Raw genomic sequence first — 26,701 nt, 5'->3', positions numbered from 1 at the left:
TATTAAGAAAGAAAATTATTGTTAACGTCTTGCTTGTTCAGTTTTCAAAGTTCATATTGCTTCAATCTATTTTGCGAAGCGATGTTTATAACTTTAACACCGTTGTTTTCGTTTGTCAACAACTTCTTTAAAGTTTTTTTGTTGCTTTCGTTTATCCCGTAGCAACGTTCTTAACTATACACTCGTCATTTGCATTTAGCAAGCCTTTATTAAAAGAAAAACTATTCAGTCATTAACCTACCTAGCCTTAATTGAGTTTCTTCCTATTTATATAGATAACAAACTATTGTAAAGCTTTTTACCTTGTCACGTCCATTTAACTTCCTTTTCATATAAAAAACTACGCTATAGCAGATGCCTGTAGCGTAGTTTTTCATTATTATTTATAACGTAGCTAAATATAGTAAGAAGATAACGCCGAACACATACATAACAGGACTTACTTCTTTTGCTTTTCCTTTTAAAATCATTGTAAGCGGGTAGAAAATGAATCCTACTGCAATACCGGTAGCAATGGATGATGTTAACGGCATCATCAGCATTGTAAAGAAAGCAGGCACAGCTACTTCGAATTTATTCCATTCAATTTGACCAAGTGAGGAAACCATTAAAATTCCTACAATAATCAAAGCCGGCGCTGTTACTGCGCTTGTAACTACAACTAATAACGGCAGGAAGAATAAAGATAGTAAGAAGCATATCCCTGTTACAATCGATGCAAAGCCTGATCGGGCACCTGCACCAACACCTGCTGTAGATTCCACGTAGGACGTAACAGTAGATGTACCGAAAATAGAGCCGATAACGGACGCTATTGAATCGGAAATTAATGCTTTGCCGGCACGTGGCAGACGGTTATCCTTTACAAATCCTGCTTGGTTAGCTACGGCCATTAATGTACCTGCATTATCAAAGAAATCAACAAACAGGAACGATAAAATAACAGACAGCATTGTCAATGTATAGAAGCTTGGATCGCCAAACGCTGTGAATAACGCACCAAATGTTGGTTCTACGCTTGGCGGCATATCGAAAACTGCTTCAGGTAAATCTACTAAACCAAAAATCATACCAGCAATCGCTGTGATGGCCATCCCGATAAATACGCCCGCCTTCATGCCGCGTACTAAGAATATTACTGTCACTACAATACCGAAAATCGCCAATAACACTTCCGGGTCTTTTAAATCGCCAAGCCCGACCATTGTCGCTTCACTTGCAACAACGATACCGGCATTTTTCAGACCGATAAATGCTACAAAGAGACCGATTCCAGCACCAACTGCCAATTTCAATTCCATAGGGATGGCATTGATTAATTTTTCACGTAATCCTGTTAACGTTAGGATTAAAAAGAACATACTTGATACAAAGACAGCTGCTAGGGCATGCTGCCAAGGACTTCCGTTCGTTAAAATAACTGTATAGGCAAAGAAAGCATTTAAGCCAAGACCCGGTGCCAAAGCTAATGGGTATCTTGCTATGATTCCCATAATGAAGCAACCAATTGCTGCGGAAACAGCGGTAGCTACAAATACTGATCCATAGTCCATGCGAAGTGCAGATGGGAGATCTGGCACGTCTTTTAATGTAAGCGTTAATGGGTTCACTACTAAAATATAAGCCATTGCTAGGAAAGTGGTTAAACCACCTAATATTTCGCGCTTGTAATTTGTGCCAAGCTCATTGAATTGGAAATATTTCTTCATGTTGAACTGTTCCTCCGTTTGTCGTCTTACGGTAACGGTACTTTGTTTCCAATAAAAAAAGCACACGAACAAAATGTCGTATGCTTTGCTTCACTAGAAAATAGGAAAATACTATACCCCCATTGATAGAAGTACAACTATTTTCATTATCGTAGTCAAGTCATTTACGGTGACTTGGTAGAAACTTACGGGCCTTATTCCCATTATTATACGACGACGTATTTAATTTATGTTAGTACTATATCACCTCATTTTTTAGATTTCAAGCTATTTCCGAACATTACTCTCAAAAAAATAATTAAAGTTCGTAAAATTTTCACCCCTTTCCATAATTCTAAGTTTCTTGGCATATAATAGATTTGCCGTTTGCTACGCCACATTATTTCTACAAACCGGAAGTTTAAAATAGCAGTATTCCATCTAACACTTCTCGTTTCTACTTTCAACATTTCTACTATCCCTTTTCTCCTGTCACTATAAATCAGCAAATGGGAAACAAAAAAATACGCAAATGGTTTATTTGCGTATCTCTTCTCTATTTATAAAAAACCGCTGTTCCATCCGCGAACAAGTCATGCTTCTTCCCCTGCTTAAGAAGCTGACTATAAGAGGGGAAATCGATAGATTCCTCTACTTGTCCCGTCAAAAAAGTAAAAACATCTGTTGCAATTGCAAACCGTGCCCGCTTAAACTGCTTATCCCATATATTGATTGCATTAAAAAAGAGCGACTCAGAGGCATCAAGCAAATAATACTTTTTCTTCTTCACCGTCACTATTTTTTTCGGCCTTTTTAAAATAATTTCTTCTCCACCGGCCAGCCTTTCCGCCTCTTCCTGAAATCCGAGAAGCATAAACCAACTGGCATAATGCTTGTACATAAGCCGGCGGAGATCTTGGGCCTTGCGCTGTCCTTCATTGATCGTGCAAGTATAATGTATCGAAGCAGGATAGTCGGCGTCTGCTTTTGGAATGGAGATGAATAGCCCGTAAAAATCATCTACTGCCCCCTCTACAAGAGTGGCGGCACTTTCACTTTGGATAAGGGCATCACGCAGCTTTCCTTTATTCCGGATATCTTTTGATCCTTTTGATTCAATAAAGGTAACCTCCCCCGTAGATGAGGCGGCGATCATATCGGGTACTGTCGTTTTTGCTGTATAGTCCTCCAGCAATCCTAAAAAGTCTACAATAAAGGGTTTGTTCAACTGTTCCTGTGCAAATAGATAGCCAATTGCCGGTGCAAGTTCTCCGGTACGTGTCGATAAAATATAATCCCTGATTTTTTCATCTACATCTTCCGCAAACCGAAACTCCCGGTCCTCACTAATAAGCGGATACAGTGCACTATAGGAGCTGATTGCCTGATGCACTACATCCCTATCTTTTGGGTTCATCGCTAAAATGGTACGGGCAAGGGCAATAATGAGCTTGCGCGCCGTAAAAGAAATGGTTTGTACTTCCCCTGCTTCAGCAAGTCTTACCCCTGCTTTTTTCACCGACTCTGGTACATACTCTATCATTTGGATTTCCTTTTCTCCTTTAAACATAGCTTCTCCCCCTTCATTTTATGTATGATAGGTAGATGCTGTTATATTCCTTTTCTATACAATAAAATTCTAAAGAAAAGGAGTATCTCGTAAAACGACAGCCTCTATTAGAGAAGAACGAAAAATTAGACAACAAGCGTTAACTTTTATATATTTAATTACGAAATGTAAGCGGTGTTAACAAAAAGGACGGGGCACAATACCAATACTAGTTCTACTGCCGGTTTTAAACATTCTGCGCAGTCACAATGGGGCAAAAAACTACTCATGCCTAATGCCTCCCCTCCTTTTATCATAGAATTACACTAAAACGATGAATGGTGATGACAATGAAAAAAGAACTCGAAATTTTATCAGAAAAGATACATCTTATTAAACGCAATGAGACAGAAAGCTTATGTCTCGTAGGTCCTGTACGCTTACCGGTTAAGCAGGGGGATTTTGAAGCGACATTCCAGTGGTATACATGGCTTCCTGTAGAAGCAAGTACAACTATCGAGCAGGTATTAGAAAACATTTCCCAATCAAATCTGGCACTAGGACAGCAATCATCCATCCTTGTATACGGAAACTTTGCGGATGAGGAGGAAGCGCTCATTCGTATGCATTCCATCTGTCATACAGGTGATATTTTTGGCAGTCAGCGCTGTGACTGCGGCTATCAGCTTCACCAATCAATGCAAATGATCGTGGAACATGGCTGTGGAGCTGTTTTCTATCTGGCAGACCATGAGGGACGTGGGATTGGGTTATTCTCAAAAACGATGGCTTACCTGCTGCAGGAAAATGGCTATGATACAGTAGAGGCAAACCATGCATTAGGGTTTGCGGATGATACACGTTCCTATGAGGATGCTATCCTACTGCTAGAAGCACTTCGCCAAAAACCATCCACTCTCATTACAAATAATCCAAATAAACTGGCCGCTCTTCAAAAGCATGGCCTATTGGCAGATAAGCATATCCCATTATGGGGCGGCATGACAGAAACAAACCGCTTTTATTTACAAACAAAGATTGAAAAAGCCGGGCATATTTTAACAAACGGAGGACTTGAGGATGATGAACGACCAGTATTACATGCAACTCGCCCTTGATCTTGCTGCCAGTGCAAAAGGCAAGACAAATCCAAATCCCCTTGTTGGAGCCGTGATTGTCAAAGATGGGTCGATTGTTGGAACCGGGCTTCATCGAAAAGCTGGAGAGCCCCACGCAGAGGTACATGCATTTCGTATGGCAGGTGAACATGCAAAAGATGCCACATTATATGTAACATTAGAGCCTTGCTCGCATTTTGGAAAAACACCTCCCTGTGCAGATCTCGTAAAAGAATCGGGTGTAAAGCGTGTCGTTGTAGCAATGGAGGATCCGAACCCTGCTGTAGCGGGGCGTGGAATTAAGAGATTGCGCGACGCCGGAATTGAAGTGGAAGTTGGACTACTGGAGGAGGAGGCACGCCGGTTGAATGAGCGTTTTATTCATAATATGGTGACTTCCCTCCCCTATGTCATTTCGAAATTTGCCATGACGCTTGATGGAAAGATCGCTACATATAATGGACACTCTCAGTGGATTACAGGAACAGAAGCACGAAAAGATGTTCACGAGCTTCGCAATGAAGTTGATGCTATCCTTGTCGGCGTCGGCACAGTGTTAAAAGATAACCCTGCCTTAACAACCCGGTTAACAGATCATCCTGGTAAAAATCCGATCCGTATTATATTAGACCGCCAGCTGCGAACTCCGTTAGACGCCCAAATTTTACAGACTGATTCAGCAAGGACGATTATTGTTACGGCTCAAGGCCAGGAGGAAAACACGAAAGTATTTAAAAATACAGGGGCAGAATTTATTTATGTACCGCTTGTGGATGGAAAACTTGATTTACAGCGGATGTTAGAGGAACTTTATAAACTGAACATTACCGATCTATTGGTGGAAGGCGGCGGTGAGGTAAATGCTTCTTTCCTGCGCCACAATCTTATTCAGAAATACCTTGTCTATGTGGCCCCAAAGGTACTGGGCGGCCGTCATTCTGTTACACCATTTACAGGGGCAGATGTAGAAACCATTAATGCTGCAGTGTTATTGGATTTTGCCGAGATTGAAAAGATTGGCGAAGACCTGCGCATTACTGCTTATCCGAAGGAAGGATAAAGAGATGAACAAAGAAGTAGATGTTTGTATTGTCGGGGCTGGACCCGGCGGTGCCTTACTCACCTATTTATTGGCCAAAAAAGATATTTCGGTTTTATTATTGGAACGGACAGGACAAATCGCTAAGGCTTTTCGCGGAGAGCATATTAACGAAGAAGGCGAAGCTGTTTTAAAAAAGCATAATCTTTTTCATGCTGTGGAAAAGCTCGGACTGTTGAGAATGGAGCAGCTGGAGTATTGGAAGAATGGTCAATTAATCAAAACCATTCTTCCTAGCCCTGCTGCCGGCCATTTAGGCATCCATGTTCCGCAGGCGCATTTACTACAGGCCATTCTTGATGCTGCCCAGGCCTATGAAAGTTTTCAGTATTGCCTGAACTCTAGGGTCACTGATCTTTTGCAGGATACAGATGGCCATTATACCGGTGTCCGCGCCGTACATGATAGGGAAGAATTTACGATCAGCAGCAAGCTAATCGTAGGAGCAGACGGTCGCTATTCTACTATCCGTAAAAAAGCCCACATTAAGACGGATGTCCGCAAACATGGTTATGATCTGCTGTGGGCCCGCATACCGGCACCTCCGGGATGGCTGCCCTCTATCAAAATGACACTTGTTAGGGAGATGCAGGTTTCCCTATTTTCCCAGACAAATGGCTATATACAGATTGGATGGAATATACCAGTTGGAAGCTATTCATTGCTTCAAAAGCAGCCCTTTTCTCCATTTGTCGAAGCCTTAATAGAAGCTTTTCCCGAGCTAACGGAGACAATCGATCAATACATTACTTCCTGGAGAGATTTTGTCCTCCTTGATGTTTTCAGCAGCCAGGCAGAAAATTGGGGACATAATGGACTTGCGTTAATTGGTGACGCTGCACATGCGATGACGCCAACAGGGGCATTTGGATTGAATAGCGCTATGAAGGATGCAGATATACTTGCGGAACTCTTAAAAAAACAAACAATTGACCACATTAATTTACTAGCATGCGCAACCGAGCGCAAACAAGAAATTGAAAAGCTGCAAGCTCTCCAAATCGAAAAAGAGCAGGGATTCTCCTCGCAGTTTGCAATAATGGGCTAGATATTGGAGGATATAATGAAATTTGGCTTTGATATAGATGATACACTTATTAATTTACGTGAGCATGCATTTCACTTATATAATAAAAAATTGAATAAAGAATTGGGCATGGATGTATTCCATACCCTCTCCTCTGTAGAAATACATGCCCCGTTCGGATTGACAAATGAACAGGGCAGCCAAATGTGGAAAGATTGCATGGAGGAAATCTATTTTACAGATTGTCCGGCGTATGCAGATGCTATCGATACGTTAAATGGACTCGTTGAAGAAGGGCATGAAGTATTTTATATTACTTCCCGTCCAAAACATCATTGTCAGCAAACACTTGACTGGGTGAAAGCGCAAGGTTTTCCGGTAAAAGATGAGAACTTTTTCTGCGGTATGGCAGACCATGAAAAAATTCAAATCATTCAATCACTGGAGCTTGATTATTATGTAGATGACAAGCCAGCTGTACTGGAAACACTAGCTGAACTTGGAACGAAAGTGATTGTAAAAAATCAATCTTATAATCAGCAAATGAATCTGCCGCGCCTTGTTGATTGGTGTGATTTTAAAAACCTTCTCTAGATACGAAAAGGCATTTGAAATAGAAAAAGGAGGATGAATAGATGCCTATCCGCTGTCTTCTTCCTGCTATCATACTCAACCTGTAAGCATTTAGATTTTCTTTTGGGGATGCTTACAGGCTGAGCCTTATCCCAAAGGAGTTAGATAGCTATGAAGTCTCACAGAACAAATCGCAGCCGTGCCTATTACCGGCATCACCGAAGAAGAACGATCCGGCGGAAACTAAAGATTGCCGTTCAATACGGATGGAACATTTCATGTAAGGGCCAGTATGCAAAAGGAAAAATTCACTGTTCCTGTTCCTTGTGTGCGGTAAAGACAAGGAAAGATGGTTTCCCACATTCACAAATGAAGAAATTACAATACCTCGATCAGCAACTGATCGACTATACGAAAAGTGAAGAATGCTAGAATAATCTAAAGGCTGTTTTGTTGTGACACCCACAACAGAACAGCCTTTCTTCGCAGTATAAAACCCTGCACTTTCTCCAGAGCTTATTTCCTCCCATATTATGCTCATACACTTTGTTGCCGTTCGGAAGAGCAACATCATTTTCAGGTATTAACATAACAAAAAAGCACAAGCCCCCATGCAGGTTGCTGTGCTGTACTCATCAATTCTTTTCAATAATTTCATCAATTTGATCTGATATGTCGCTTGCTGTAGTGTTAAGGGCTGTCGCCAGTTCTTCATACAAAATTGTCGTAACTCGCTGCAGTACTTGAGCGTCCTGAACCGGCAGCTTTTTATCGATTGTCTCCAGTTCTGTTCTTCTCCGAAGCAATGTGTTGGCCATCTGGGCAATCTTTAAATGATTCTCCGAGCTGATGGTCGCCTGGTACGCATGGGACCTTACATTTGTTTTTTCATCCCAAGGATCAGCTATATTTTCGAAACACTGCAGCACTGAAACTGCCTGTTCTTTCGTCATCAGCCTTTTCAGCTTCGAATCATCCGTATTGACAGGGTGATATAGAGTAAGATTTGGATTATGGTGTGAACGTAGCGTGTAATAAAGCTGCTTCTCTTTTCCAAATTTCTGTTCTTTTATTTCCTCAATGGAACAAATACCTTGTGCACTGTAAAAAACTGTATCACCTATTGAAAACATGTTCTCCCCCCTATGGTCAACTTGGTTTACTATATTCATTTTAACTTATGAAAGTTTTTTGGTCAACCTAATTGACCTTAATAACCAGATTGTTTATAGTAAAATGGCAAAGGAGGCATTATGAGCGAGACAATTGATTTATTATATAAACACTACAAACAGTTGCGTGAATCTGTTGTAACTACATGGAATCTCCAAAACACTATTCAGATTACTACTTCCGAGTGGTATATTTTAAATTGCATTCGTGAAGGGGCAGCAACGATCCCTGACGTCTTGAAAAAGGTTGATATTTCAAAACAAGCTGTGCACAAGTTCGTAAAAGTATTAGAAGATAAACAGTTAGTTCAAACAGAGCTTATTAAGACACCGAAAACCCAAAAACGGGTGGAGCTCACTCCATTAGGCGAAGAAGTGTATCATCATAGCCTGGAAATTAAAAAAGAAATTGACCGTAAGATCGAAAAAAATATCGGCCAGGATAATTTCAAGCTATTACAAACTATTCTGCAAATGAAATGGATGTAACAACAAGAGGAATATACCGTAACGGACCCATCTGTACCCTTTCACTAGAAAATAAAAGCATCTCTATAAGGACGATACACCTGCACAATCTCTTCGCCCCATGGAGATGCTTTTTCATATTCACTACAACAAGATTAATTATATAACGCTGCTCCCTAACGCATTTCTAGCAGCCATAAAAATCCTGAGAGCCTGCAGTTTTGATTGCCCATCTTTCTCATGACAGCTATTTTTGCAGTCTATCCATATAATTATGGTTGATATCTATCCAGGAGAGTATATAATTTTTGGGCTTCCAGCCTAAGCACCCTAACCAAATAAAAAGGGAGCCTATTCAAGGCCCCCTCGGATTATTTTACAACTTTCTTAATAACGACGATCTGTACGATTTAAAGGATCATCCAGGTCGTTTGTCGTATCGTGAATATCCACTTCTTCTCGGCGAACCGTATCTGAGACAGTTTCCGTATCTGTCACTTTTCGTTTGCCGACAACAATTTCCTCTGTCACGACATCTTTTTTCGTTACTTCGACCTGTTCTTCTGTAACTGGAATATGAATTTTCCCGTCCTCTTCATACGTATGGGTTAAGCCGTCACCGACGCCCAAGTTTACATCGCGTACTTCTTCGTTCACAGGACGTCTTTCTACATACACCTCTTCGCGCTCTACAGGCACTTCCACCGTTTGCTGCTCTTCCACGATGCGCTTTTCTACATTTACTTCACCTGTCTGAACACGGTTTTTATCAACATGTAAACGTTCTTCATGAAGCGCTAAACGCTCTTCATCCGTTTTTTCATAATCACGGTCAAAAACATTATTCACACCATAATTTTTTGTTCCCTCATCAAAGTAAGAACCATAATGTTTATCAACGTATAATAAATATTTACCTGCTTGTAAATCATCATAGTAACGGTTTCTTTCCTCATCCGTTAATCCCATTTGTGTAAAATACTGATCACGCACTAAATCTTCGCCCATCATAAATGCTTTAAATCGATCCCACCAAGAACCCTCTTTTGTTTCATTTGCATAAGATGTAGATCCACGGTACATCGATAATTGTTGGTCACGATTCGAGACGATGTACATATCCTCCTCATCATATCCTTGTGCACGAAGGCGATCCATTTCTGCCTGTAATTCCATTTCACTATCATAAATACCATATAATCTGTTATCACGTGTTTCCATGTTTCATTCCTCCAGTTTAATTTATTGTTTTGGGTATCCCAATTTATTATTTAAGATTGGATATACTACTTAATACCTTTTTCCCTGACAAATAAACGCAAAAAGGTGAAACACCAATATTTAGTAATCTATTTATTACAAAGGAAATAGTTCGTATAGTCTTGTAATGGAAATGAAAGAAAAAGATTGTTTATTATTATTTTCCCAATAACATTTGATAGAGGCAGCCTTTTTGGGATAAGGGCTTACTTTTTGGCGCTACTCTATTGGAAAGGAATAAAAAACTCTCGTTTATCACAGGAATTAATCCGTAATAAACGAGAGTTGAATGCGGGTATGAATTCTAATCCCACTCAATCATTGACCTTGGCTTAGAAATGATAGCAACAGTATATTATATTAAGCGTTATTTTGAAGAATGCGAAAACCACATTTTGATGTTGAGCCTTATGATTATTTATTACTTTTCCAACACAAGTGCATGCTTCCCTAGCTCCTCATAGCTTTTAAAGAGCGCATTCAGCTTATGCGTGACCTGCCCCTTTAAAGGATTCATCACACTTACTATTCCATCTTTATATCCGGTCAAAACGACCGCATGCAAATTCGTATATGCTTTATAGTATTTGCCTGTATCACTTAAATACCATTGTCCATTTAATGCCGGCCTGCTTAAATCCAGCGTTACCCAAATCACAACAGGGACACCTTTATTTAAATATGTAAGTATTTCTTTTTGGCTGCTTCCACTAATATTTTTTGCTTTCATTTTATTTGTTTGCGTTGCCATATAGTTCTCGGCCGCCTTCACAATAGGAGGCGCAAAACTATACCAGCCACCCGTTGCACTTCTAGGATTCCCCGCATAAGCTTTATAAGGATCTGGTCCATAACGTTTGCCATTCTTCCAGCTGAAGGCTTGTTTCGGAAGATACTTATCTGCCATCGTCGTTTTCGAAACGTTATATCCATAATAATTTAGTACGGCAGTAAGGGAAACAATTTCACAGCCATTTGGAAGCTCCGGTTTTTGCATTAACTTTCCAACCGGAATATAAGCTTGGTTAACATTTACTACCGGGTCATTTTTAGGCGGCGCATCACTGCCTAATTCCCCTATACGCAAAGAATTATCCAGTAACCTGATACCTTTATTAGCTATTGCTACTAATGTTAAAGCTTCTTTATTTTGATACGCCTCTACCGAAATGCCTGTAGCTCCCTCGAGCCCCAAATTATGCATACGATATAAAAACGACGCTACCTGTGCTCTCGTTAAATGATTTTCCGAGCCGAAAAATTGATTTAAATCTTTGCCTTCAAATTGTGGGTTTTGACCGATTGTTATGCCTTGGGAAAGCATAAAATTGATGGAGCCGCTCAAGGAGGTTGCATTGCCTGTTAAATAGCCAATCGCCTGTGCCACTACTCCCCGCGTTACTGCTTGATTTCTTAAAGAATTGTTAAAATAGGCATTTAATGGTGTACCATATGCAGCCAGGCTATCGTAATAGCTATCCGCCCAATGAATAGCGGATGTATTTTTATGTATATCGCCTTTATCATCTTTTAGGCCTAAAAACTGCGTCAGCATTTTCGCAAATTGCGCCTCCGTTATGGAAGCATTCGGCTTAAATGTACCGTCCGCATAGCCGTTGATTATTCCCCTATCTTTCGCCCATACAATGGCTTCGTAAGCCTCGTATTCTGTTGATACGTCCTGAAATGGGCTTGCTGCCTGCTGTACTACCACTGTAGTTTCATCCCCTGTGGCAGCAGCAACCTGAACCGGCAAAATCATCGCTCCTTTGAAACTACCTAACAATGCGAAGCTGCAAATCATTGCCGTTACTCGCTTTTTCATATGTTCCCCCCATTTAATGTATTCCACTCCCCCTCGTTATTTCTTCTTTTTTAGCAAATAGATAAGCAAGTTACTTAATGCCTTAGATAGCCCTCATTACCCCAATTACATATTTTCAAAACATCTATTATTAGGATGATCAATATTTATTGTCCCAACTTGAAAATTAACAATTTAAGGCATAAAAAACCCCCTTCCACCACAGTCATTAAACTGTACTGAAAGAGAGTTCAATTTTAAATATAATCGATGCCGAAGCCATTTACTGCTCATAACACCTTCAAGCTATCGCTACATAATAATACGCAGCCTATTTCACTAAATGGTTGCTTAGAAGTGTTGTTATACAGCACACACGCCAACCATTGATATATAAAGGGGTAACGATTTTTATCAAAAGAGAAAAATGCGTTCATTTCATGTAATTCTTGCCCTTAATCGCATCAGGTGAATCCCTTGTTTACATTCTTATTATTTATCTGTCTGTTTCTGCTTGTTTTTCAAATATTCTGCACGTATTTTTTCAAGCTGCTGCTTTTTATCAAATTGAGCAGGCTTGTTTTTTTCATGATACTTCGCCACAGCTATCTTACCTTTTGTATCCAATTGATATTTCCCCATTTTTGTTCACCTACTTTTCATGTCTTTAAAGAGAATCTATCCAATAAATATACTATACCTTATTTTACTGTAGTAAATCTTATTCTTGTCCTGCTAACCTTACATATACCAGTGAAAATTTAGTAATACGCACCTGTACACACTTTGGCTTACCATCAACGATTCCGTGATTCATTTTAAAATTATCAATCAGTTCAATAATTCTAACCATAAAAAAGACCCTCCTTTACCCATGAATTACATGAATAAAGGAAAGTCTCATTTTGAAAGTCAGTTGTTACAGGCGAACAACTAAATCCTACCTTAAACAAAGTCTAAACCGTTGATACAACTAGGATTACAAGATGTTAGATGTTTATTCCTATTCCCACTCAATAGTCGCAGGTGGCTTACTCGTCACATCATACAGCACGCGGTTAACATGTTTTACTTCGTTAACGATACGTACAGAGATTTTTTCTAGTACATCCCAAGGGATACGTGCCCAGTCGGATGTCATACCGTCGATTGATGTTACGGCACGGATACCGATTGCGTAGTCGTACGTACGGCCGTCACCCTTTTGAGTGCTTATTATCGTTTTACAATTCCGTTCTATTTAACGACTATGCTATGTAAAATAGTCGTACGATTAACTGTAATTTTAACGTTCTTTCTGCGCAATAGCAAGCGAAAACTCAATAGGGACTCCGTAGAGTATTTCTAACGCTCGATACTTCGACATCTCAACGCTATTTTTTACAATTCTTATATCGATTAAAGCTAGTGCCATAAAAGACTGTTTACTGTACCGCCACTTATTATTTTCATCCTTAATCGCAAAAAACGGAACTACCTTAACTAGCTCAACCGTTATTTTTTGAATCGTTCTTTCACTCATCTCCGTAAAATCTACGATATATTTTACAGTATACGGGTAATCTTCTAGCAACAATTTTAGCCTCCGAATTTCCGACGCGTCTCATTATGTATTTACCGGCAATTCCAAAATAACACCTGCGACTATTTTACGCAAACGAAAACGCTTAAAACCCTTGATATGACTGCATTCCAACGCATTTTCAACGCAAATTAATCATAACATTTCCTTCTATTACATAGCGACGCAAAACTGACGTAAAACTAATCCTTGTGTCAGACAATTCCATCCGTACAACGTATCGACTAATCGACTCTCGATGTGTCTCACAACGCCTCATATGTTGAAAACTAGACCTATTGGCGTTATTTTCAACGCAATATTAACGCAATTTATTATCGCAAACAATTTACGTTGCTTGCTATTAACCGACTAACCCCCCCCGAGTGAAAAAATGGTGCGTGGATTGTTCGGGAGCCTGTCGCGGCATATTCGGTATGGGGGCTTGGGGTCAGCGCATAAAAAAAGACGACCACCAACGTTGTTACTCGCTGGTGATCGCGTTAGCTTTACGTTTTGCACTTTCACGTTTTAATGTTGCAATTGAAATTCCTGTTAATTCCGCTACTTTCGAGAAGCTGTGCGTTTCCTTTAGCTTCATAGCGTGATCTAGCTGTGCCTTCGTGTACGTCGGCTTACGTCCCTCTCGATAGCCCTCTCGCTGACGTGCAATAGCCTTACCTTCCTGTGTCCGCTCAACGATCATATCCCGTTCAAACTCCGCGAAAGCAAAGAATATGTTACGAACCAACTTCGAAGCTGGCGTATTATCCATGTAGCCCATATTGAGGATATGTACCGCAATATCCTGCTCGATAAGCGCCTTTACTAACTCGCTGCCCTGCGTTGCAGAACGTGCTATCCGATCCAGCTTCGACACCACTAGCGTATCACCAGGTGCCAGGACGTCCATTAGCTCATTGAATTGCGGTCGGTCCGTAATCGTACCCGTAAAGTGCTCGCTGTAAATCTTATCGCAACCTGCTGCCTTTAACGCTGTAATCTGTGCTTCTAAATCCTGCCCTGCTGTTGATACCCGTGCATACCCGTATTTCACCATATTACCGTCTCCCTTCGTGATACCAAGATGCGATACCGCTTGATACCTTGATACTATCACGCCGGGCAATCGGTGTCAAATCTTTTAAGTTACGATACCAAAAGTCAAAGTTTTAGTTCATTATCTTCTTCTATCATCGTCTGCCATGTTTTTAACAGCTTTACCTACATTTTCGAAGAATTCAACAATACGACCAATAACAATTAAAAACATCGCTAACACCCAGGGGCCAAATAAAGCTCCCATAAGCATTTCAGCATTTTCTTCTCCAAAACGAGAGAATGGATCATACCCAGTTTTACTTACTAATATTATAAAGCCAATCGTAAGCAATACATACAGTAAAAACATGCCCCAAAAAGAAATTAGAGATAAAATAAATACTATAATACCAATAATCCATGCAGCAATAACCATGATGTCCTCGCCTTTCTATTTAGTTTCAAAATAGTGTTACAAATTACTATATCGTAACATATCTCTATATCTTAAGCCTTTTTTCACATTAACTTGTTAAAAATCGGAACTTTCTTTTTTAATCTAAATAGTTATAAGCGATTCAGTAAAGATATAATCTAATAGATATTCTGTCCCCTATGAGTTTCGGAAAGGTGTCCGCGCCAGGCCGTTGCAGCCGGTGTAGACGCCTCATACGTTACCTCGCATTACATAGCCGAATCACCGCAAAACCGCGTCTCTTCTATATATGGAGCGCCACAAGCACCGCTATAATCGACGTAATGTGGCGACTCTCAAAGTGTTCGGAGGGTACGTCCATTTCCGCCCTGCAGCCGGTGTTTTGCGTGTAATCGGACATTTTCGGAAATGCACCGTTTGAGTTCCTTCTATATAGTGCGGCTAAAAACGCCCATGTCCGATTCAATACGTGAAAGCGTCGCTAAATCGCCAGTAAACGCCGAGTCTTGCCGAGTGCTAAACGGCCACTATTCCGCGTCTTTTCTGCATTATGTGGGCAATTTCGGTATCCGGCGGTCGTCCGTCAAAACGCCGCAAAATGGGTAGTTTTGGGTAGTCGTTTTTTCGGTTCCTTCTATATAATGCGTCGGAAAAACGGACTTCCCAAAGTGTTCGGATACTTACGTCAACTAACCCGTCAGCTCCGATTTACAAGGGCGCTTATTTTGAGTTTCTTCTATATAATGCCCCGGAAAAAGTCAATCGGAGCTCGTATGTAAGTAAGCGGAGCATACAACGCCGTTTAGCGCCATACACTCCGTTAAATTAATCGCCTGCTGTAATGTCAATGTCCGGTAGCTCGTAAGTCCGAGTTAACTCAAGCGTCATTTCATGCAAGCCCGCCGCATACGTATGATTGATCGACGTGACGTAGTAAGCCCCGTTTGTGGCTGTCATTTTATTTACGATGTATACCGGGGTCCCCACGTCTACCTCCGGCACACCGAGAACATGGATTTGTAACTGCTCCGCAACCTCCGACTGTTCTTTTAACAGCGCATGGGCACGTTGCTTAACCTGCGATGGTGTAGCCTTCTCATCCATTTCCTCAAACGCCTGCAGTACGCCATATTTAGCCCGTTTTGCATCGTCCTTAACAACAACTACTGTCTCCTTACCTTTTGTACCGCCAATGACTTTTGCCTGCGTACGCGTAGCTTCAATAGAACGCGAATAAGACGCCGAGATTAAATTCTCGCCATCCTTGAAAAGATACCGTGTATTCGACGTGCCGGCTGTGAGCGTCAACTTTCCGTTTACATTTCCAATAAAGAAACGTTTATTTGTTTGGTTACGGGTTATTTTAAGCACTTTTAGCATCATGCTATACAACGTTAGTTTCGAAAGACGCACGTACGGAATTACATATCCGGTATCTGCGACACTTCCGAGAGGAATACCGAAATCAGCAGCTAGGATACGGATGATATCGCTTGCCTTCTTGTTCTTAAAAATTAAGGCATCAGTCGATTTCGCTAGATACGCGTTGCTGTCGTGCGCTGTGAGCGAAAGTGAGCCGTCAGATGAGATATCGTATGCGAATACGATGCCTACAAAGCGGACTACGTTATCATACTTAAAAGTTATCGTATCGCCTTCCTCAAACGTAAATGCTCGTTGCCGCCCATCCTCGGTAGCAATCATCCGCAGCACTAAAGAGCGATGGAATTTCGTAGTATCTCCGCTTAATCCGATCGACTCGATGAACGGTGTAATGTCCATATTGTTTATCGTCACCAGCTTTCGTCTCGGCTGAATCCGCTTATTATCCAACGAATCCAACCTCCTTCTCGATGTATTTTGCTAAATCGAAGGCGATTTTCTCGATATCCGCATCTTCTCGCACAACAATCTGATCTGCCAATTTGGCGATGGAAATACTGCGTTGAGATTGCGTTGGTTGCTTGTCGCCTTGATTGCCAGTAGAAGTATTGTACGTATTCTTCGTCGACGTATTATTGTAAGTGATGCTGGCTGCCGCCCGCTCATAAGAAATATCACTTAACGCGCTACTCATATCACTTTGTGTACCTGTGAACATGCTGCTCAACGAATCCCCAGGGCTTACGATAGAACGGTATAAAGCTGCTTCCTGTCTCGGCAATACAGTCTCGCCCTTGTGGAGACGAGCTACATAGTTATCGTACGGCACGTTTGTTAATCCGTGGTAATGCCCAGGGATTAATTTCTTCGCCATATTTACAGCGCCACTACCGATTTTACCAATCCAGTCCGGTACTTTGATTTTCCCGAGCCAGTCAGCGAAGCTCTTCAAATAATCCGCTGCCGTACTAATCATTCCGCCTAGTTTCTCGAACACTGGCGACAAGGCTTTCACGACTTCCGTTGCCATTCCGAATCCAGTCGTAAATGCTCCGGCTAGGAACGCAACAAACGGTCCAACAATCGAATCCCACACGACTTTCAGTACGGAAAACGCCGTCTGAATAACCGCTCCAAGCAACTCAAATATTGGCCCTGTGATTTTCCACATCGTTTGGACCGCTGCAGAAACGAATTGAATTGCCGGGGCTAGGATATTGTTCCAGGCGAGCATCGCTACATCTGCGACAATTTTCAGAGCCGTCCACAAAGCGCTTAAAATCGGACTTACTAGCGACCATGCCGTCTGTAAAATCGGCACGACTGCGTTGTAAATCGACGTAAACGTGTTCGTAAACTGGTCTTTAATCGTCGTAAAACGCTCCTGCAGAGCCGTGAGCATCCCGTCCGGTAATATCGCTTCTAATAAGCCCGATACTCCTCCGGATTTGAATGCGCCCCAAAGCTGACCTACGCTCGCGATAACGCGCTGAATTGTCTCGGATATGTTTGGCGGTAATATCTCGGACATAACGCCCCCGATTCCGCCTTCTTTAAATACCGCCCATAACTCCTTGGCTTTACCGATGATACCGTCTATAGCGCCACGGAACGTTTCGCTGTTGTTATAAAGAGCGACCATGCCAACGGATGCACCCGCTATACCCGCCGCAATGAGCGATATAGGATTAGCAAGCGCTGCGATAACTCCTACTCCGACGAATGCAGTTCCAGCGACGGCTATTGCGCCTGTCATGTAAGCTAAAGGTTCGCGCCATTGCCAAAGCTTCTTGCCGACATCAATAGCCTTTTGCACGACATTTCCAAGAGCGTCACCCATGCGCTTTGCTACTGATTCCATATTTAACGAATCTGTGTAGGCAACAAAATCTCGTAACAGTTGATTAATTTTTGAATTGGAATCTTCCCCAAGAATACGACTGAACTTATCCGCTCTTTCCTGGATTTGCGACCAGTATCCGAGCGTTGTCGAGCCCATGTTTTCCAAAACATCTTGTGTAATTCCCATCTTCGTTAATACTTTATTGATTTCGGTGATCTGCTCGGCAATACCTAGCTTTTTAATCCTGTTCATATCTGACTTGTTTAACCCGAACCGCTCAACCATCGAGAGAGCATCGCCTTGCCACATCTCTTTCAATGCGAAAGCTGCACCATCAGTGCCTTGAGTCGGGTCAAGTACCATTAACCGTTCGATAATCGACCATGCCTTACCTAACTCGCCAACATTTTTAGTCATTGCAACGAGCCCTTTTGAAGACTTGAGCATCTCTCCGGAATTCAGTAGCGGGCTGTCAATCGCCATTTTATCGACCATAGCTAAATACGCCTTCGACGCCTTATCATCGTTGAAAATCGCTTTTACCGTCACTTCGGCTTGTTGATACCTGGCCGCTGCTCCGATAGTTGCGTCAAATGCTTTCGAAGCGCCATGTGCGGCCGCATATAATCCTGCTACTGAAACGAGGGAAGCGCCTAATCCGCGCAGGGCACTTGCTTCGCGTCCTATCACATTAATCATCGTATTTCGTGCGTTGGAATTCCGGTTAATCGTATTCGTGTTTTTATTGACAGTATTTGAGTTATTGTTAACGACGGTTGTATTATGAATAATTGTCTGTGTCACACTAGAAACCTGCGTTCGCTGTCGATTCATTGAGTTAGAAGCTCGGTTTAATTCGGTGGCCATACGACTGGAAGCTGTATTTAGCTGATTCATGCCTCGATTAAGCTGCTCCATCTGTCGTATGAGACGCTTGATTGGCGCAGTAGCCCGATCCTGTACAGTGAATATCGTCTTAAGTTCGAATGCCATCGGCTACACCGCCTTTAGAGCCGCTTGCATCTTCAAGAATTCCCCGCGGATTGGTTCGATATGCATTGCTGCAATGTGCTCATTAATATGCTCACTGCGTTTGAGTACTGCAAAAAACGTGTTAGCTTCCTCAATTAGCTGTTTGATAGCAGCTGCCACAAGCTGTAACTGGTCGTCTTGGACTGCGTTTAGCCTGGCGTGTGCCATAACATTACGCGTAATTTTTGAATTATAATCGCCAGGAGACAACGTCTCTAATAGTTCATCTGTCGCCCATAGTAAAATTTGAATGTCATTCATTTCATCCACTCCCCTTGTAAAATAAAAAAGCGCAAACTCCGTTCTGCAAAAGAGACGGATAATCTGCTCACTTGTTAAATAAAAAAGCACAACGTCGGTTGGACGTCATGCTTGCGTTAATTAAGCGTTGATTGGCTTTATAGATTGTGTAGTAATTGCCGGATCATGTGATTGGCAAGGCTCTTTATCGAACGCATTTGCAGCGGCTTGTTGCGCTTCAAACTTCGCCTTTAACGCTGCGTATTGCCGGGCTTTCGGGAACCCGGCTAACTCCTCGTTATCATCGTAGAGAGGCCCTGTTGACTCCGCTTGTGAATGCAAATTCGCCAATGTCTGCGCATCTACGCGTAAGTCGCTAATATCTAGAAGTGCCGTATCTAAATTGCCGTTGCCAAGAGTGGCCTTGTGCAACACGTCTGTATCGCCACTAATTCTTATTCCTTCACTTGAATAATTAAAAATAATCGTCATATAATCTGCTCCTTTTGTTTGGTAATGAAAAAAGCAAGCTCACGTTATTCCGCGGCCTGCTCCTCATTCGATTCCTCTTGCTCTGCTTGCTCCGGCTCACCGCTTTGCATGCGCGCCAGCTCTTGTTCCGGCTCGTTAGCCATTTCTGCACCTTGTCGCCCAATGACATTACGTAATGACTGGAAAGACGGGCTATCATGCTGTGTTAGATAAAAACGAGGCTCGTCCGCCATTTCTAGCGCCTGCTGAGCGTATGCCTTTTCCTCCGTCAAAGTCGCTTTTTGCGCTGATTCATACGCTTGCATTAGCCTTTGCTTATCTGCTTGTTGCACGGAAGAAGCTAACGGAGTCACGATTTCATGGAATTGTTTAGCAATCGTGTATGCCTTATATTCATCGTTATTTTCCCGCACAAATTTCTCTACCAATTCTACGGCGTTTGAAGGATTAGGATGTAACAATACGCGAGTTTTTAAATCCGTTAACTTGGACTCAAATGCTGCATTTTGTGAGGAAGACATTGTGTTTTCGGGCTGTTCCGCTAAAACTTCGTGAGCTAATTTTTTAGCATACTCTACATGACGCTTATACTCCGCTTTCAAGTCAGCTGCATTACGGAGAAACACTTCTTTATAATGCTTTCGAGCGGCTTCGTTTTCCCAAGCTCGCCCCTCCGGGCTGAGTCGCGGATCAGTATTGGTTTTATGATAGTCTGCGCGTGCTTCTTTTACCAACTCAAACAGAAGCTCTTTCGATTTATCATGAGTTTCGCGTGCCTTTGATACGTACTCTTCAATTAATTGCTTTTTAGTTGTTTTTGTCATTATAATTCCCCCAAATTTAATTATTTTAAAGCGCCTGTTCCACGCTTGTATTCTTCGCTTTCCGCTTTGAGTTCTGCCGTTAAGTACGGTATATCAGCGTCAGTCACTGTGACTTTATACAGTCGTCCTATAAAGTCTTTTAAAAATTCCGCAAAAAGTTCATCGGTAAAGGTCGCCGACGCCTGGAAATAGTCGTAAATATGAAGTTTCCCTTTAGAGGAGTTACATGCTCGGTGGCAAATTACGATATTGTGGTCCGTATTCGAGTTGCTGCTATATACGTGATCGAGAGTAGGTTGCATTGCATGTCCTGTCTGATCTACAAACGGCTTGCCGCAATAACAACACTTTTCCGCAGTACGTAACCGATGGATCAGCTCGTCCGTGTAATACGTAGCCGAGTTATGTCGGTATTGATGTTTCCTTATCCGCTCTTTTAAGTAGCTGTCCGTCTTTTTACGATGCAGACATCGGCAGGCTTTACATTGATTAGCATAACCTAGTGGTCCGCTTTTCTTTTTCGAGAAATCACTCAACGGCTTTATTTCGCCACAATCCCGGCATTTACGCTCTGCTAAAGTTTTTTTATTATCCATTTGTTTTTTTGCCATCTTTTTTATCCCCTTTGTTTGAGCTATTGCAGCTCTATTTTTAGTCCTTTTTTCTCGATATCATCCAACAAATACTGGCGAGTTTTCATCGGATACTCGTAACTCGGATCAAGTACGTTGTGTAGATTAAAAATGTTGCTGTTTAATTGGACAGTTGTTCCGTCCGGCAACGCACTCAAGACATTCAGCAGCCCACGAATTGCTACATACATAAACGTGCGATTTTCGTAATATCTCGTTCTTGCAACAGCGTTACCAACGCAAATCGTTGAAGCAAAACGGCCATCGGCTGTCTGTGTTACTTCGTGATTTATATAGACTGTGTGCAAACTTTTCACCACCTTCATTTTTCCGAGCCACATACGTACATGAAACCGTTATTTCCCCTTGCTAGGAGCGCTTTTAAATCGTTCCTCGACTTATTTATCACACCGCACTAGAAATGCCTCTAGGCGCTTGATTCTACGGAATCATGTACACGTAAAACTAGCCGCCTTGCTTTGCGATAATCGCTCGTCGGTAATCGATATTGAATCGCTATTAACTTATCGTTCTTTTGGTACGTCGCCATTTCTTCCCACCCTTTTGAGCGTCGTATACTGCGGTGAATCGCTTTATGCTCCATATCACAATAGAACGCCCAATTTTCATCATCCAAACGCCACATCTCTACCGCCATTTTCTGCACCCCTACAGTTGACTTCCGTCGATTTTAATGCTATTGTTATATTGGATATTTATATACTATTTTTTTAAAACTGTTCAAAAATAAATAGAAATCGGGCGTCTTGTACTTTTCAAATGTACGATTGAACGCCGCTAAAAAGGAAGCGCTTGGATTTCTTCGCATGTTCTCTACGTCGTTTACTGCGCTCCTAGAAACCCCCATTTGCTCTGCTATTTGTCTCTGAGATAGTTTCAAATAGTTACGCATGCCATATATTTCCCATAAAATCTCCACTTCTTACCCCTCCCATTGGTTTAGATTGGTTTAAATTGATTTAAAATGACGCTATGCAGTTAAAAATAAAGGCGGGCTATCGCCCTTCACTAACATAGGGATGTGTCTGACGGATAATCTGTCGATAAACAGCTATTTTATCAACTTTTTCAGATTTTTTTTGTGATTCTTTCGCTTCGGCCATCGTTTTGTATTTGACCATTTCCCCGTGCTCATAGCTTTCGTTTTTCGGTTTCGCCTTGAATACGGGCTTTTTCTTCGCTAGCTCTTCGTCAATCTTGTAAGCTGGCTGCGTTTCCTCATGCAGTCTAAACCGATCATCTACCGACTCACTACGTAACGGCGAATAATACTCAACCGGTAAATAAGAGCCTGTCTTTTTAAAGCGTTGTTTCACCTCATACGATGCTTTACGGCATGTGTCGCAACAGTACCGACTGTCCACTCGCTTTGCCTTATCCTCGCGTACATTTTCTTTAGCGACCGGAAACACGTTCAGACAAAACATGTACTTGCAGCGACGGAACTTCTTGCGCTCTTGGGCGTAATAGGCGTAGTCCAGCACGCTAGAATAAAACGGCAGCGCAGCGAACCCAAACGTACCAACCAACGCCATATAGCGCAGTAGCGACCACTCAATCGCTGACATTAAATCGTTATATAAGTCCGTTACTGTGAAGTCTGCTCGCTCTACATAAGCCTTATCGTTAATCGGCGGATTCGCTCGGATGCTCTCACGTTCATAATGCTCTGCTAGTTTGCCGAACTCCCTCGACATTCCCTCGAGCGTCGTCACCTTAGCCATTTTTAACCGTACATCATCTACGTTGGCAAAGCGCTCAAGTATTGACGGACTTTTAGGATTCGTAACTCCCTCGCCAGGCTTGACGTAATGGAACGCCGTAAGGAGTTTATGCGTGAATATCGAACCCGGATAAACGTTTTCGTATGTGATAGTAGTACCGTTTGCTTTTGCGTATTCGATTAATGCGAACGTTGTTTTACTGGCTTTCATCTTGGCAGCAACTGAATTAGTCATTGGCTGATTCCCCCTTGTTTTTGGTTGCTTATATCTCCGCATAATACTTCGTTCTTACAATCTCCCAATCTAGTATTACCGGTTAAATGTTTGCATTTGACGATAGATATATACGCTTATTACCGCTATCTCTTTATTACCGGTGTACTTTCATTAGCGTATCAATACTTATATTGGACTTACGATAGTAAGGACAATAGGAGCTTTAGCTCCGCATAATATTTTAAGTCTTTATAGTGATAGGTCTTTATAAGATTAAGTCTTTATAGACCCTAAAAAGCCTTTGCCGTGAGCGTAAAATTCTGCTGTTATAAGGGGAAAATTCGGGTGTCAGAGCTAGTCCCATTCGATAATCACCTCAGCTTCCGCCTGGCGACGCTTCTCCTCCGCCTCTCGTTCCGCTGCTCGACGTTTTTCAAGTGCCGGCATAGCCTCCGGGAAACGGTCTATGAACGTCGCCTCGGTCGTTATAAGCGGCTTAAACGTATACTCGTGTCGTTTGCGGCGTGGTCCTCCGATCGCGTGAACGGTAATCATCCCGAGCTTGCTGAGCGTTCTAATACATGTCTCAATCGTGTCCTCATGGATACCGAGCGTTCGCGACATATTGGCATAGGATGGATAGCTCCGTCCCTTTTCCCGGTTGAAGTTTTTTAGCAGGTACGCGTAAACCATTAACGTATTGCCCTTGAAATCCGGATGTAGCGTATAGATCGTTAAGACCTCGTTTTGCATGCCTACCCAGCCGCCGTCCCACTCGTAAGGTAGCGCCTTTTGCGGCTGCTCTTTCGTTTGTTTCATATGAATCGCTCCTTTGATAAATTGTTATTGGTTATATGTCAGCGCCGATTGCTCGACGGTAATTTGTTTCTCTATATACTTATCCCGAGTTTTTCCTGCAAAAATTAGATATTACTTACCTATTCACAGCAAAACATGAAAAAGCGGACACGGAATTGAATAAATCTTCCCTCTATATAGTTACCCTCGAGTTTTTCCTTAAAAAATTAACGGTTACTGTACAATGCGGAATAAAATCCGGAAATTGGTACATCATTCCTTCTCCATACTCTACGATGCACACTAGAATTCCGAAGTTGCGACATGGCACCCTCTACTTTATAAGCAGAGTTGAATGAGAAATGTTGGGACGAGCAATTCGCCCTATTTTCTCCTACTCACTTATATACTCAAAACCATACATATCGCACACCTTTCGCGCACCCTAATTATGGCGAAATCGTGAACTTTAATAAAAAGAAGCGAGTATTCTGCAAAATACCCGCCAACCTCTATCGAAACATCGCCAACTGTTCCGTCTCTCAAATCGACGTTGCCGCGCCGATCTTATCGCAGTATGTTGCCGCATACTGCTTCTTTAAGGTAACCGTCGCCAACCGCTCACCCGTCGTCACCAACCCGCCAAAGAAGATGACCGCCTGCATCTGCAACTGCAGGACTTCGTTTGCCCTAGTAAAACGCTCCAATACGCCCGAATTACGGTAAATTTACTGGAACTTATACCGTAATAAACGCTTACTAACTACCCTTACCGTAATGAATACCGGTAAACTGCTAACATACCTTACGCTTCTTCTTCTTTACAATCTCGACTACTCCGCTAACTACGAGCGAAATTCCTACAATCAACGCGATTCCCTGTAACAACCGTTCACCTCCTTTTTCAATTATGTAATCAGTACTGTTGGCTATGTGCGGCCAGTAGAGCGATAAGTTCGATTGCTTCAAGTTCGTCGATGTTCGCTAAATCTGCAGCGAGTTCTGCGTTCCATTTAAGGTTGATTTCCGCTTTTCCCATCCGTAGCGTAGCATCTTGGCATCCGTCCATTTCTGAATAGACGCATAGTTCCACATCCGGAATAATTGTCGTTTTAGTTGAGGTTACTACCCAACCTGGCTCGATTTCTTCGATTTGTATTATCGTGTTCATATCTAACACTCCTTTTACTTGTTTTATACTTCTCGATATAAATTTAAACGTTTTCGTTTAATAAGTCAATAATTTTACACGAAAAAGTTTAAAAATATTTAAAAACGTGATAATGTATAAATAAGAGGTGTTTACTATGTACATAAAAAACGAAATCAAAAGCTATTTAGCAGCCGCAGGCATTACATTGACTGACGTCGTAGAAAAGCTAAATGAAAGCTTGCCGGACGACAAAAAGACATCAGTTCAAAATCTGTCCAATAAATTAAGCCGCGGTTCCCTCCGTTATGATGAGGCGCATCAAATTGCAGAGGCTATCGGAAAGAAGATCGTATGGGTAGATAAAGGAGAATAAACGCAAAAAAAGCGGTTGGCCCAAGATAGCCTGCCGCTTTTGCTTTTGTTAACATTGATGAAGGATTGGCGATTTAGGTAATTCCGAATTAAGTCATAAATGGCATATCCGCAGCATAAGCTAATAGCGTGATTCATCACCGCTTATAGCTTTTTCCGAAAATAAGGCGCTTCTGCTACTCTGCAGGGCGTCTTTTTTGCTTTGACGAGAAGTATAAACTGGTTTAACATTATGGGATATAAAGTAAGGGGTGGTATTTTATGAAAAAACCGTGGTACAAGCGTTGGCGCATGTGGGTATACGTCTTTGCAGCGTTAGCCATCTTCGGATTAATCATGCCGGATGCCAGGGAAGAGGCAGAGCCCGCTACAACGGAAGTCCCTCGCTACACGCAAACGAAATCGGAAGCGGAACTGGCCGCGGAGAAAGTGGCGGCGGCAAGAGCAAAGGCGGAAAAAGCGAATGAGGAACATGCTGCTGCGAAGGCTGTCGAAGTACAGCCGGTGAGTACAACTACAGGGAAGAAAGAAAATAAACCAGTCGCCCAACTTATTCAACTGAAAAAAGGCGCCGTATTAGCGAAGTTTACAATCGACGGCAATATTGGACCTTACATCGATGGGACATTCGTCTTTACAGGGAATCGCACGGATATAGCGGACTACTACGCTCTAGCGGACACTGATCATTATCGAAACGCCAGTGTAATATTTAAAGACGATGAAATTGCCCGCGTTAAGTTTATTCCGGAAGGTGGTACGGACCCTGCTGTTTTTTTAGCTGAGTTTGGAATTTATGATGAACCTCGTAAATTAAGCGGAGCGGCAGGATATTATGAAGTAGCGTTGATCCCTATGTATTGGTCGCAGAATATCGAGAAGTATCCATTTGAATTGGATTAATTGCTGTGAAAAAGCGGTTGGCATACGATAGCCTTCCGCTTTTATTTGTGCCCTCAACCGCTCCACCGCCGAATAGTCCTTGAGCCAAGTCGTTTTCCTTAACGTGCTTGAGCCGTTTGCCTATTTCGAATATTGCCTCGCCTGCTACACGTTGGTATGCGTTGATCTCGGCCGTGATTACGTTTATGTCGTCCGACAATGTTGCTATTTCATTCACCGATTTTACAAAACAGGATCTTTAATACATAAATTTATGTTAAAATATTACTTAA

The 26,701-nt window shown here is 42.1% G+C and carries 30 protein-coding genes, 1 pseudogene and 1 riboswitch; of the genes and pseudogenes, 8 read left to right on the top strand and 23 right to left on the bottom strand.

Features of this window, described 5'->3' with window-relative positions:
- Positions 1-383: 383 nt before the first annotated feature.
- Positions 384-1,709, bottom strand: coding sequence for an NCS2 family permease (locus tag BOD01S_RS20915; protein WP_036151422.1), 1,326 nt, complete (start codon positions 1,707-1,709; stop codon positions 384-386).
- Between the two features lie 132 nt (positions 1,710-1,841).
- Positions 1,842-1,943: riboswitch (purine riboswitch) on the bottom strand.
- Between the two features lie 301 nt (positions 1,944-2,244).
- Positions 2,245-3,258, bottom strand: coding sequence for a hypothetical protein (locus tag BOD01S_RS20905; RefSeq protein WP_036151417.1), 1,014 nt, complete (start codon positions 3,256-3,258; stop codon positions 2,245-2,247).
- A 329-nt stretch (positions 3,259-3,587) separates the two neighbouring features.
- Between BOD01S_RS20905 and BOD01S_RS20900 the strand changes: the two genes are divergently transcribed.
- The 5 genes from BOD01S_RS20900 to BOD01S_RS22735 all read left to right on the top strand — a co-directional run bounded on the left by BOD01S_RS20900 (position 3,588) and on the right by BOD01S_RS22735 (position 7,486).
- The gene (locus BOD01S_RS20900) at positions 3,588-4,355 is read left to right on the top strand and encodes a GTP cyclohydrolase II (RefSeq protein ID WP_407656009.1); all 768 of its coding nucleotides are present in this window, start codon (positions 3,588-3,590) and stop codon (positions 4,353-4,355) included.
- Positions 4,318-5,415: a bifunctional diaminohydroxyphosphoribosylaminopyrimidine deaminase/5-amino-6-(5-phosphoribosylamino)uracil reductase RibD gene (gene ribD / locus BOD01S_RS20895; RefSeq protein WP_036151412.1), complete on the top strand. Its 1,098-nt coding sequence runs from the start codon at positions 4,318-4,320 to the stop codon at positions 5,413-5,415. The genes BOD01S_RS20900 and ribD overlap by 38 nt, the downstream gene beginning before the upstream one ends.
- A gap of 4 nt (positions 5,416-5,419) precedes the next feature.
- On the top strand, positions 5,420-6,502 hold the full coding sequence (locus tag BOD01S_RS20890) for an FAD-dependent monooxygenase (RefSeq protein WP_036151409.1): 1,083 nt from the start codon (positions 5,420-5,422) through the stop codon (positions 6,500-6,502).
- Between the two features lie 15 nt (positions 6,503-6,517).
- On the top strand, positions 6,518-7,075 hold the full coding sequence (locus BOD01S_RS20885; RefSeq protein ID WP_036151407.1) for a 5' nucleotidase, NT5C type: 558 nt from the start codon (positions 6,518-6,520) through the stop codon (positions 7,073-7,075).
- A 150-nt stretch (positions 7,076-7,225) separates the two neighbouring features.
- Positions 7,226-7,486, top strand: coding sequence for a hypothetical protein (locus BOD01S_RS22735; protein WP_081977878.1), 261 nt, complete (start codon positions 7,226-7,228; stop codon positions 7,484-7,486).
- Between the two features lie 203 nt (positions 7,487-7,689).
- On the opposite strand, the gene BOD01S_RS20880 is transcribed toward BOD01S_RS22735, so the two are convergent.
- Positions 7,690-8,187, bottom strand: coding sequence for a CarD family transcriptional regulator (locus BOD01S_RS20880; protein WP_052124713.1), 498 nt, complete (start codon positions 8,185-8,187; stop codon positions 7,690-7,692).
- Positions 8,188-8,307: 120 nt separating this feature from the next.
- Between BOD01S_RS20880 and BOD01S_RS20875 the strand changes: the two genes are divergently transcribed.
- Positions 8,308-8,715, top strand: a complete 408-nt coding sequence (locus BOD01S_RS20875) for a MarR family winged helix-turn-helix transcriptional regulator (RefSeq protein WP_036151405.1) — start codon at positions 8,308-8,310, stop codon at positions 8,713-8,715.
- Between the two features lie 366 nt (positions 8,716-9,081).
- Here the strand turns inward: BOD01S_RS20875 and BOD01S_RS20870 are convergent, their stop codons facing one another.
- From BOD01S_RS20870 to BOD01S_RS20790, 20 genes and pseudogenes are all read right to left on the bottom strand, one after another.
- Positions 9,082-9,915: a DUF2382 domain-containing protein gene (locus tag BOD01S_RS20870; RefSeq protein WP_036151402.1), complete on the bottom strand. Its 834-nt coding sequence runs from the start codon at positions 9,913-9,915 to the stop codon at positions 9,082-9,084.
- Between the two features lie 460 nt (positions 9,916-10,375).
- Positions 10,376-11,779: a C39 family peptidase gene (locus tag BOD01S_RS20865; RefSeq protein WP_052124712.1), complete on the bottom strand. Its 1,404-nt coding sequence runs from the start codon at positions 11,777-11,779 to the stop codon at positions 10,376-10,378.
- Positions 11,780-12,250: 471 nt separating this feature from the next.
- Positions 12,251-12,400, bottom strand: a complete 150-nt coding sequence (locus BOD01S_RS23450; protein WP_036151400.1) for a hypothetical protein — start codon at positions 12,398-12,400, stop codon at positions 12,251-12,253.
- Positions 12,401-12,479: 79 nt separating this feature from the next.
- Positions 12,480-12,611, bottom strand: a complete 132-nt coding sequence (locus BOD01S_RS23890) for a hypothetical protein (RefSeq protein WP_269845650.1) — start codon at positions 12,609-12,611, stop codon at positions 12,480-12,482.
- Between the two features lie 150 nt (positions 12,612-12,761).
- Positions 12,762-12,959 (bottom strand): annotated as a pseudogene (locus BOD01S_RS22730) (GMP synthase (glutamine-hydrolyzing)); the annotation flags it as partial.
- Between the two features lie 84 nt (positions 12,960-13,043).
- On the bottom strand, positions 13,044-13,331 hold the full coding sequence (locus BOD01S_RS20860; RefSeq protein WP_036151398.1) for a hypothetical protein: 288 nt from the start codon (positions 13,329-13,331) through the stop codon (positions 13,044-13,046).
- A 472-nt stretch (positions 13,332-13,803) separates the two neighbouring features.
- Positions 13,804-14,379 carry a recombinase family protein gene (locus tag BOD01S_RS20855; protein ID WP_036151392.1) on the bottom strand — a complete coding sequence of 192 codons (576 nt, stop codon included), beginning with the start codon at positions 14,377-14,379 and terminating at the stop codon, positions 13,804-13,806.
- Between the two features lie 120 nt (positions 14,380-14,499).
- The gene (locus tag BOD01S_RS20850) at positions 14,500-14,796 is read right to left on the bottom strand and encodes a hypothetical protein (protein ID WP_036151390.1); all 297 of its coding nucleotides are present in this window, start codon (positions 14,794-14,796) and stop codon (positions 14,500-14,502) included.
- 825 nt (positions 14,797-15,621) lie between these two features.
- A complete protein-coding gene (locus BOD01S_RS20845; RefSeq protein ID WP_052124711.1) occupies positions 15,622-16,629 on the bottom strand; it encodes an XkdQ/YqbQ family protein in 1,008 nt (335 codons plus the stop codon).
- The gene (locus BOD01S_RS20840; protein ID WP_052124710.1) at positions 16,622-19,015 is read right to left on the bottom strand and encodes a phage tail protein; all 2,394 of its coding nucleotides are present in this window, start codon (positions 19,013-19,015) and stop codon (positions 16,622-16,624) included. The genes BOD01S_RS20845 and BOD01S_RS20840 overlap by 8 nt, the downstream gene beginning before the upstream one ends.
- Before the next feature lie 3 nt (positions 19,016-19,018).
- Entirely contained in the window at positions 19,019-19,315 is a 297-nt protein-coding gene (locus BOD01S_RS20835; protein WP_036151388.1) for a hypothetical protein, read from the bottom strand.
- Positions 19,316-19,435: 120 nt separating this feature from the next.
- Positions 19,436-19,726: a hypothetical protein gene (locus tag BOD01S_RS20830; RefSeq protein WP_156117005.1), complete on the bottom strand. Its 291-nt coding sequence runs from the start codon at positions 19,724-19,726 to the stop codon at positions 19,436-19,438.
- A gap of 104 nt (positions 19,727-19,830) precedes the next feature.
- The gene (locus BOD01S_RS20825; protein WP_036151382.1) at positions 19,831-20,610 is read right to left on the bottom strand and encodes a hypothetical protein; all 780 of its coding nucleotides are present in this window, start codon (positions 20,608-20,610) and stop codon (positions 19,831-19,833) included.
- Positions 20,611-20,630: 20 nt separating this feature from the next.
- On the bottom strand, positions 20,631-21,221 hold the full coding sequence (locus BOD01S_RS20820) for an HNH endonuclease (protein WP_036151379.1): 591 nt from the start codon (positions 21,219-21,221) through the stop codon (positions 20,631-20,633).
- A gap of 23 nt (positions 21,222-21,244) precedes the next feature.
- Complete coding sequence (locus BOD01S_RS20815) at positions 21,245-21,550, bottom strand: hypothetical protein (protein WP_036151376.1); 306 nt, start codon at positions 21,548-21,550, stop codon at positions 21,245-21,247.
- A 119-nt stretch (positions 21,551-21,669) separates the two neighbouring features.
- Positions 21,670-21,900 carry a hypothetical protein gene (locus BOD01S_RS20810; RefSeq protein WP_036151374.1) on the bottom strand — a complete coding sequence of 77 codons (231 nt, stop codon included), beginning with the start codon at positions 21,898-21,900 and terminating at the stop codon, positions 21,670-21,672.
- A gap of 45 nt (positions 21,901-21,945) precedes the next feature.
- Positions 21,946-22,155 (bottom strand): helix-turn-helix domain-containing protein, encoded by a 210-nt coding sequence (locus tag BOD01S_RS24015; protein WP_036151452.1) that lies wholly within the window; start codon positions 22,153-22,155, stop codon positions 21,946-21,948.
- Between the two features lie 103 nt (positions 22,156-22,258).
- Positions 22,259-23,263, bottom strand: a complete 1,005-nt coding sequence (locus BOD01S_RS20800) for a hypothetical protein (protein ID WP_233153188.1) — start codon at positions 23,261-23,263, stop codon at positions 22,259-22,261.
- Between the two features lie 294 nt (positions 23,264-23,557).
- Positions 23,558-23,896, bottom strand: coding sequence for a helix-turn-helix domain-containing protein (locus BOD01S_RS20795; RefSeq protein ID WP_143815068.1), 339 nt, complete (start codon positions 23,894-23,896; stop codon positions 23,558-23,560).
- Between the two features lie 1,021 nt (positions 23,897-24,917).
- Positions 24,918-25,172 carry a hypothetical protein gene (locus tag BOD01S_RS20790; protein WP_036151368.1) on the bottom strand — a complete coding sequence of 85 codons (255 nt, stop codon included), beginning with the start codon at positions 25,170-25,172 and terminating at the stop codon, positions 24,918-24,920.
- Positions 25,173-25,308: 136 nt separating this feature from the next.
- Here BOD01S_RS20790 and BOD01S_RS20785 point away from each other — a divergent pair, with 136 nt between their 5' ends.
- Both BOD01S_RS20785 and BOD01S_RS20780 read left to right on the top strand, forming a co-directional pair.
- A complete protein-coding gene (locus tag BOD01S_RS20785) occupies positions 25,309-25,527 on the top strand; it encodes a hypothetical protein (protein WP_036151363.1) in 219 nt (72 codons plus the stop codon).
- A gap of 260 nt (positions 25,528-25,787) precedes the next feature.
- Entirely contained in the window at positions 25,788-26,429 is a 642-nt protein-coding gene (locus BOD01S_RS20780) for a hypothetical protein (RefSeq protein ID WP_036151361.1), read from the top strand.
- The last annotated feature ends 272 nt before the right edge of the window (positions 26,430-26,701 follow it).

It is taken from the genome of Lysinibacillus odysseyi 34hs-1 = NBRC 100172 (genome assembly GCF_001591965.1).
In the GTDB taxonomy this organism is placed as follows: Bacteria; Bacillota; Bacilli; order Bacillales_A; family Planococcaceae; genus Lysinibacillus_B; species Lysinibacillus_B odysseyi.
This window is presented reverse-complemented; position numbering and strand designations above follow the sequence as displayed.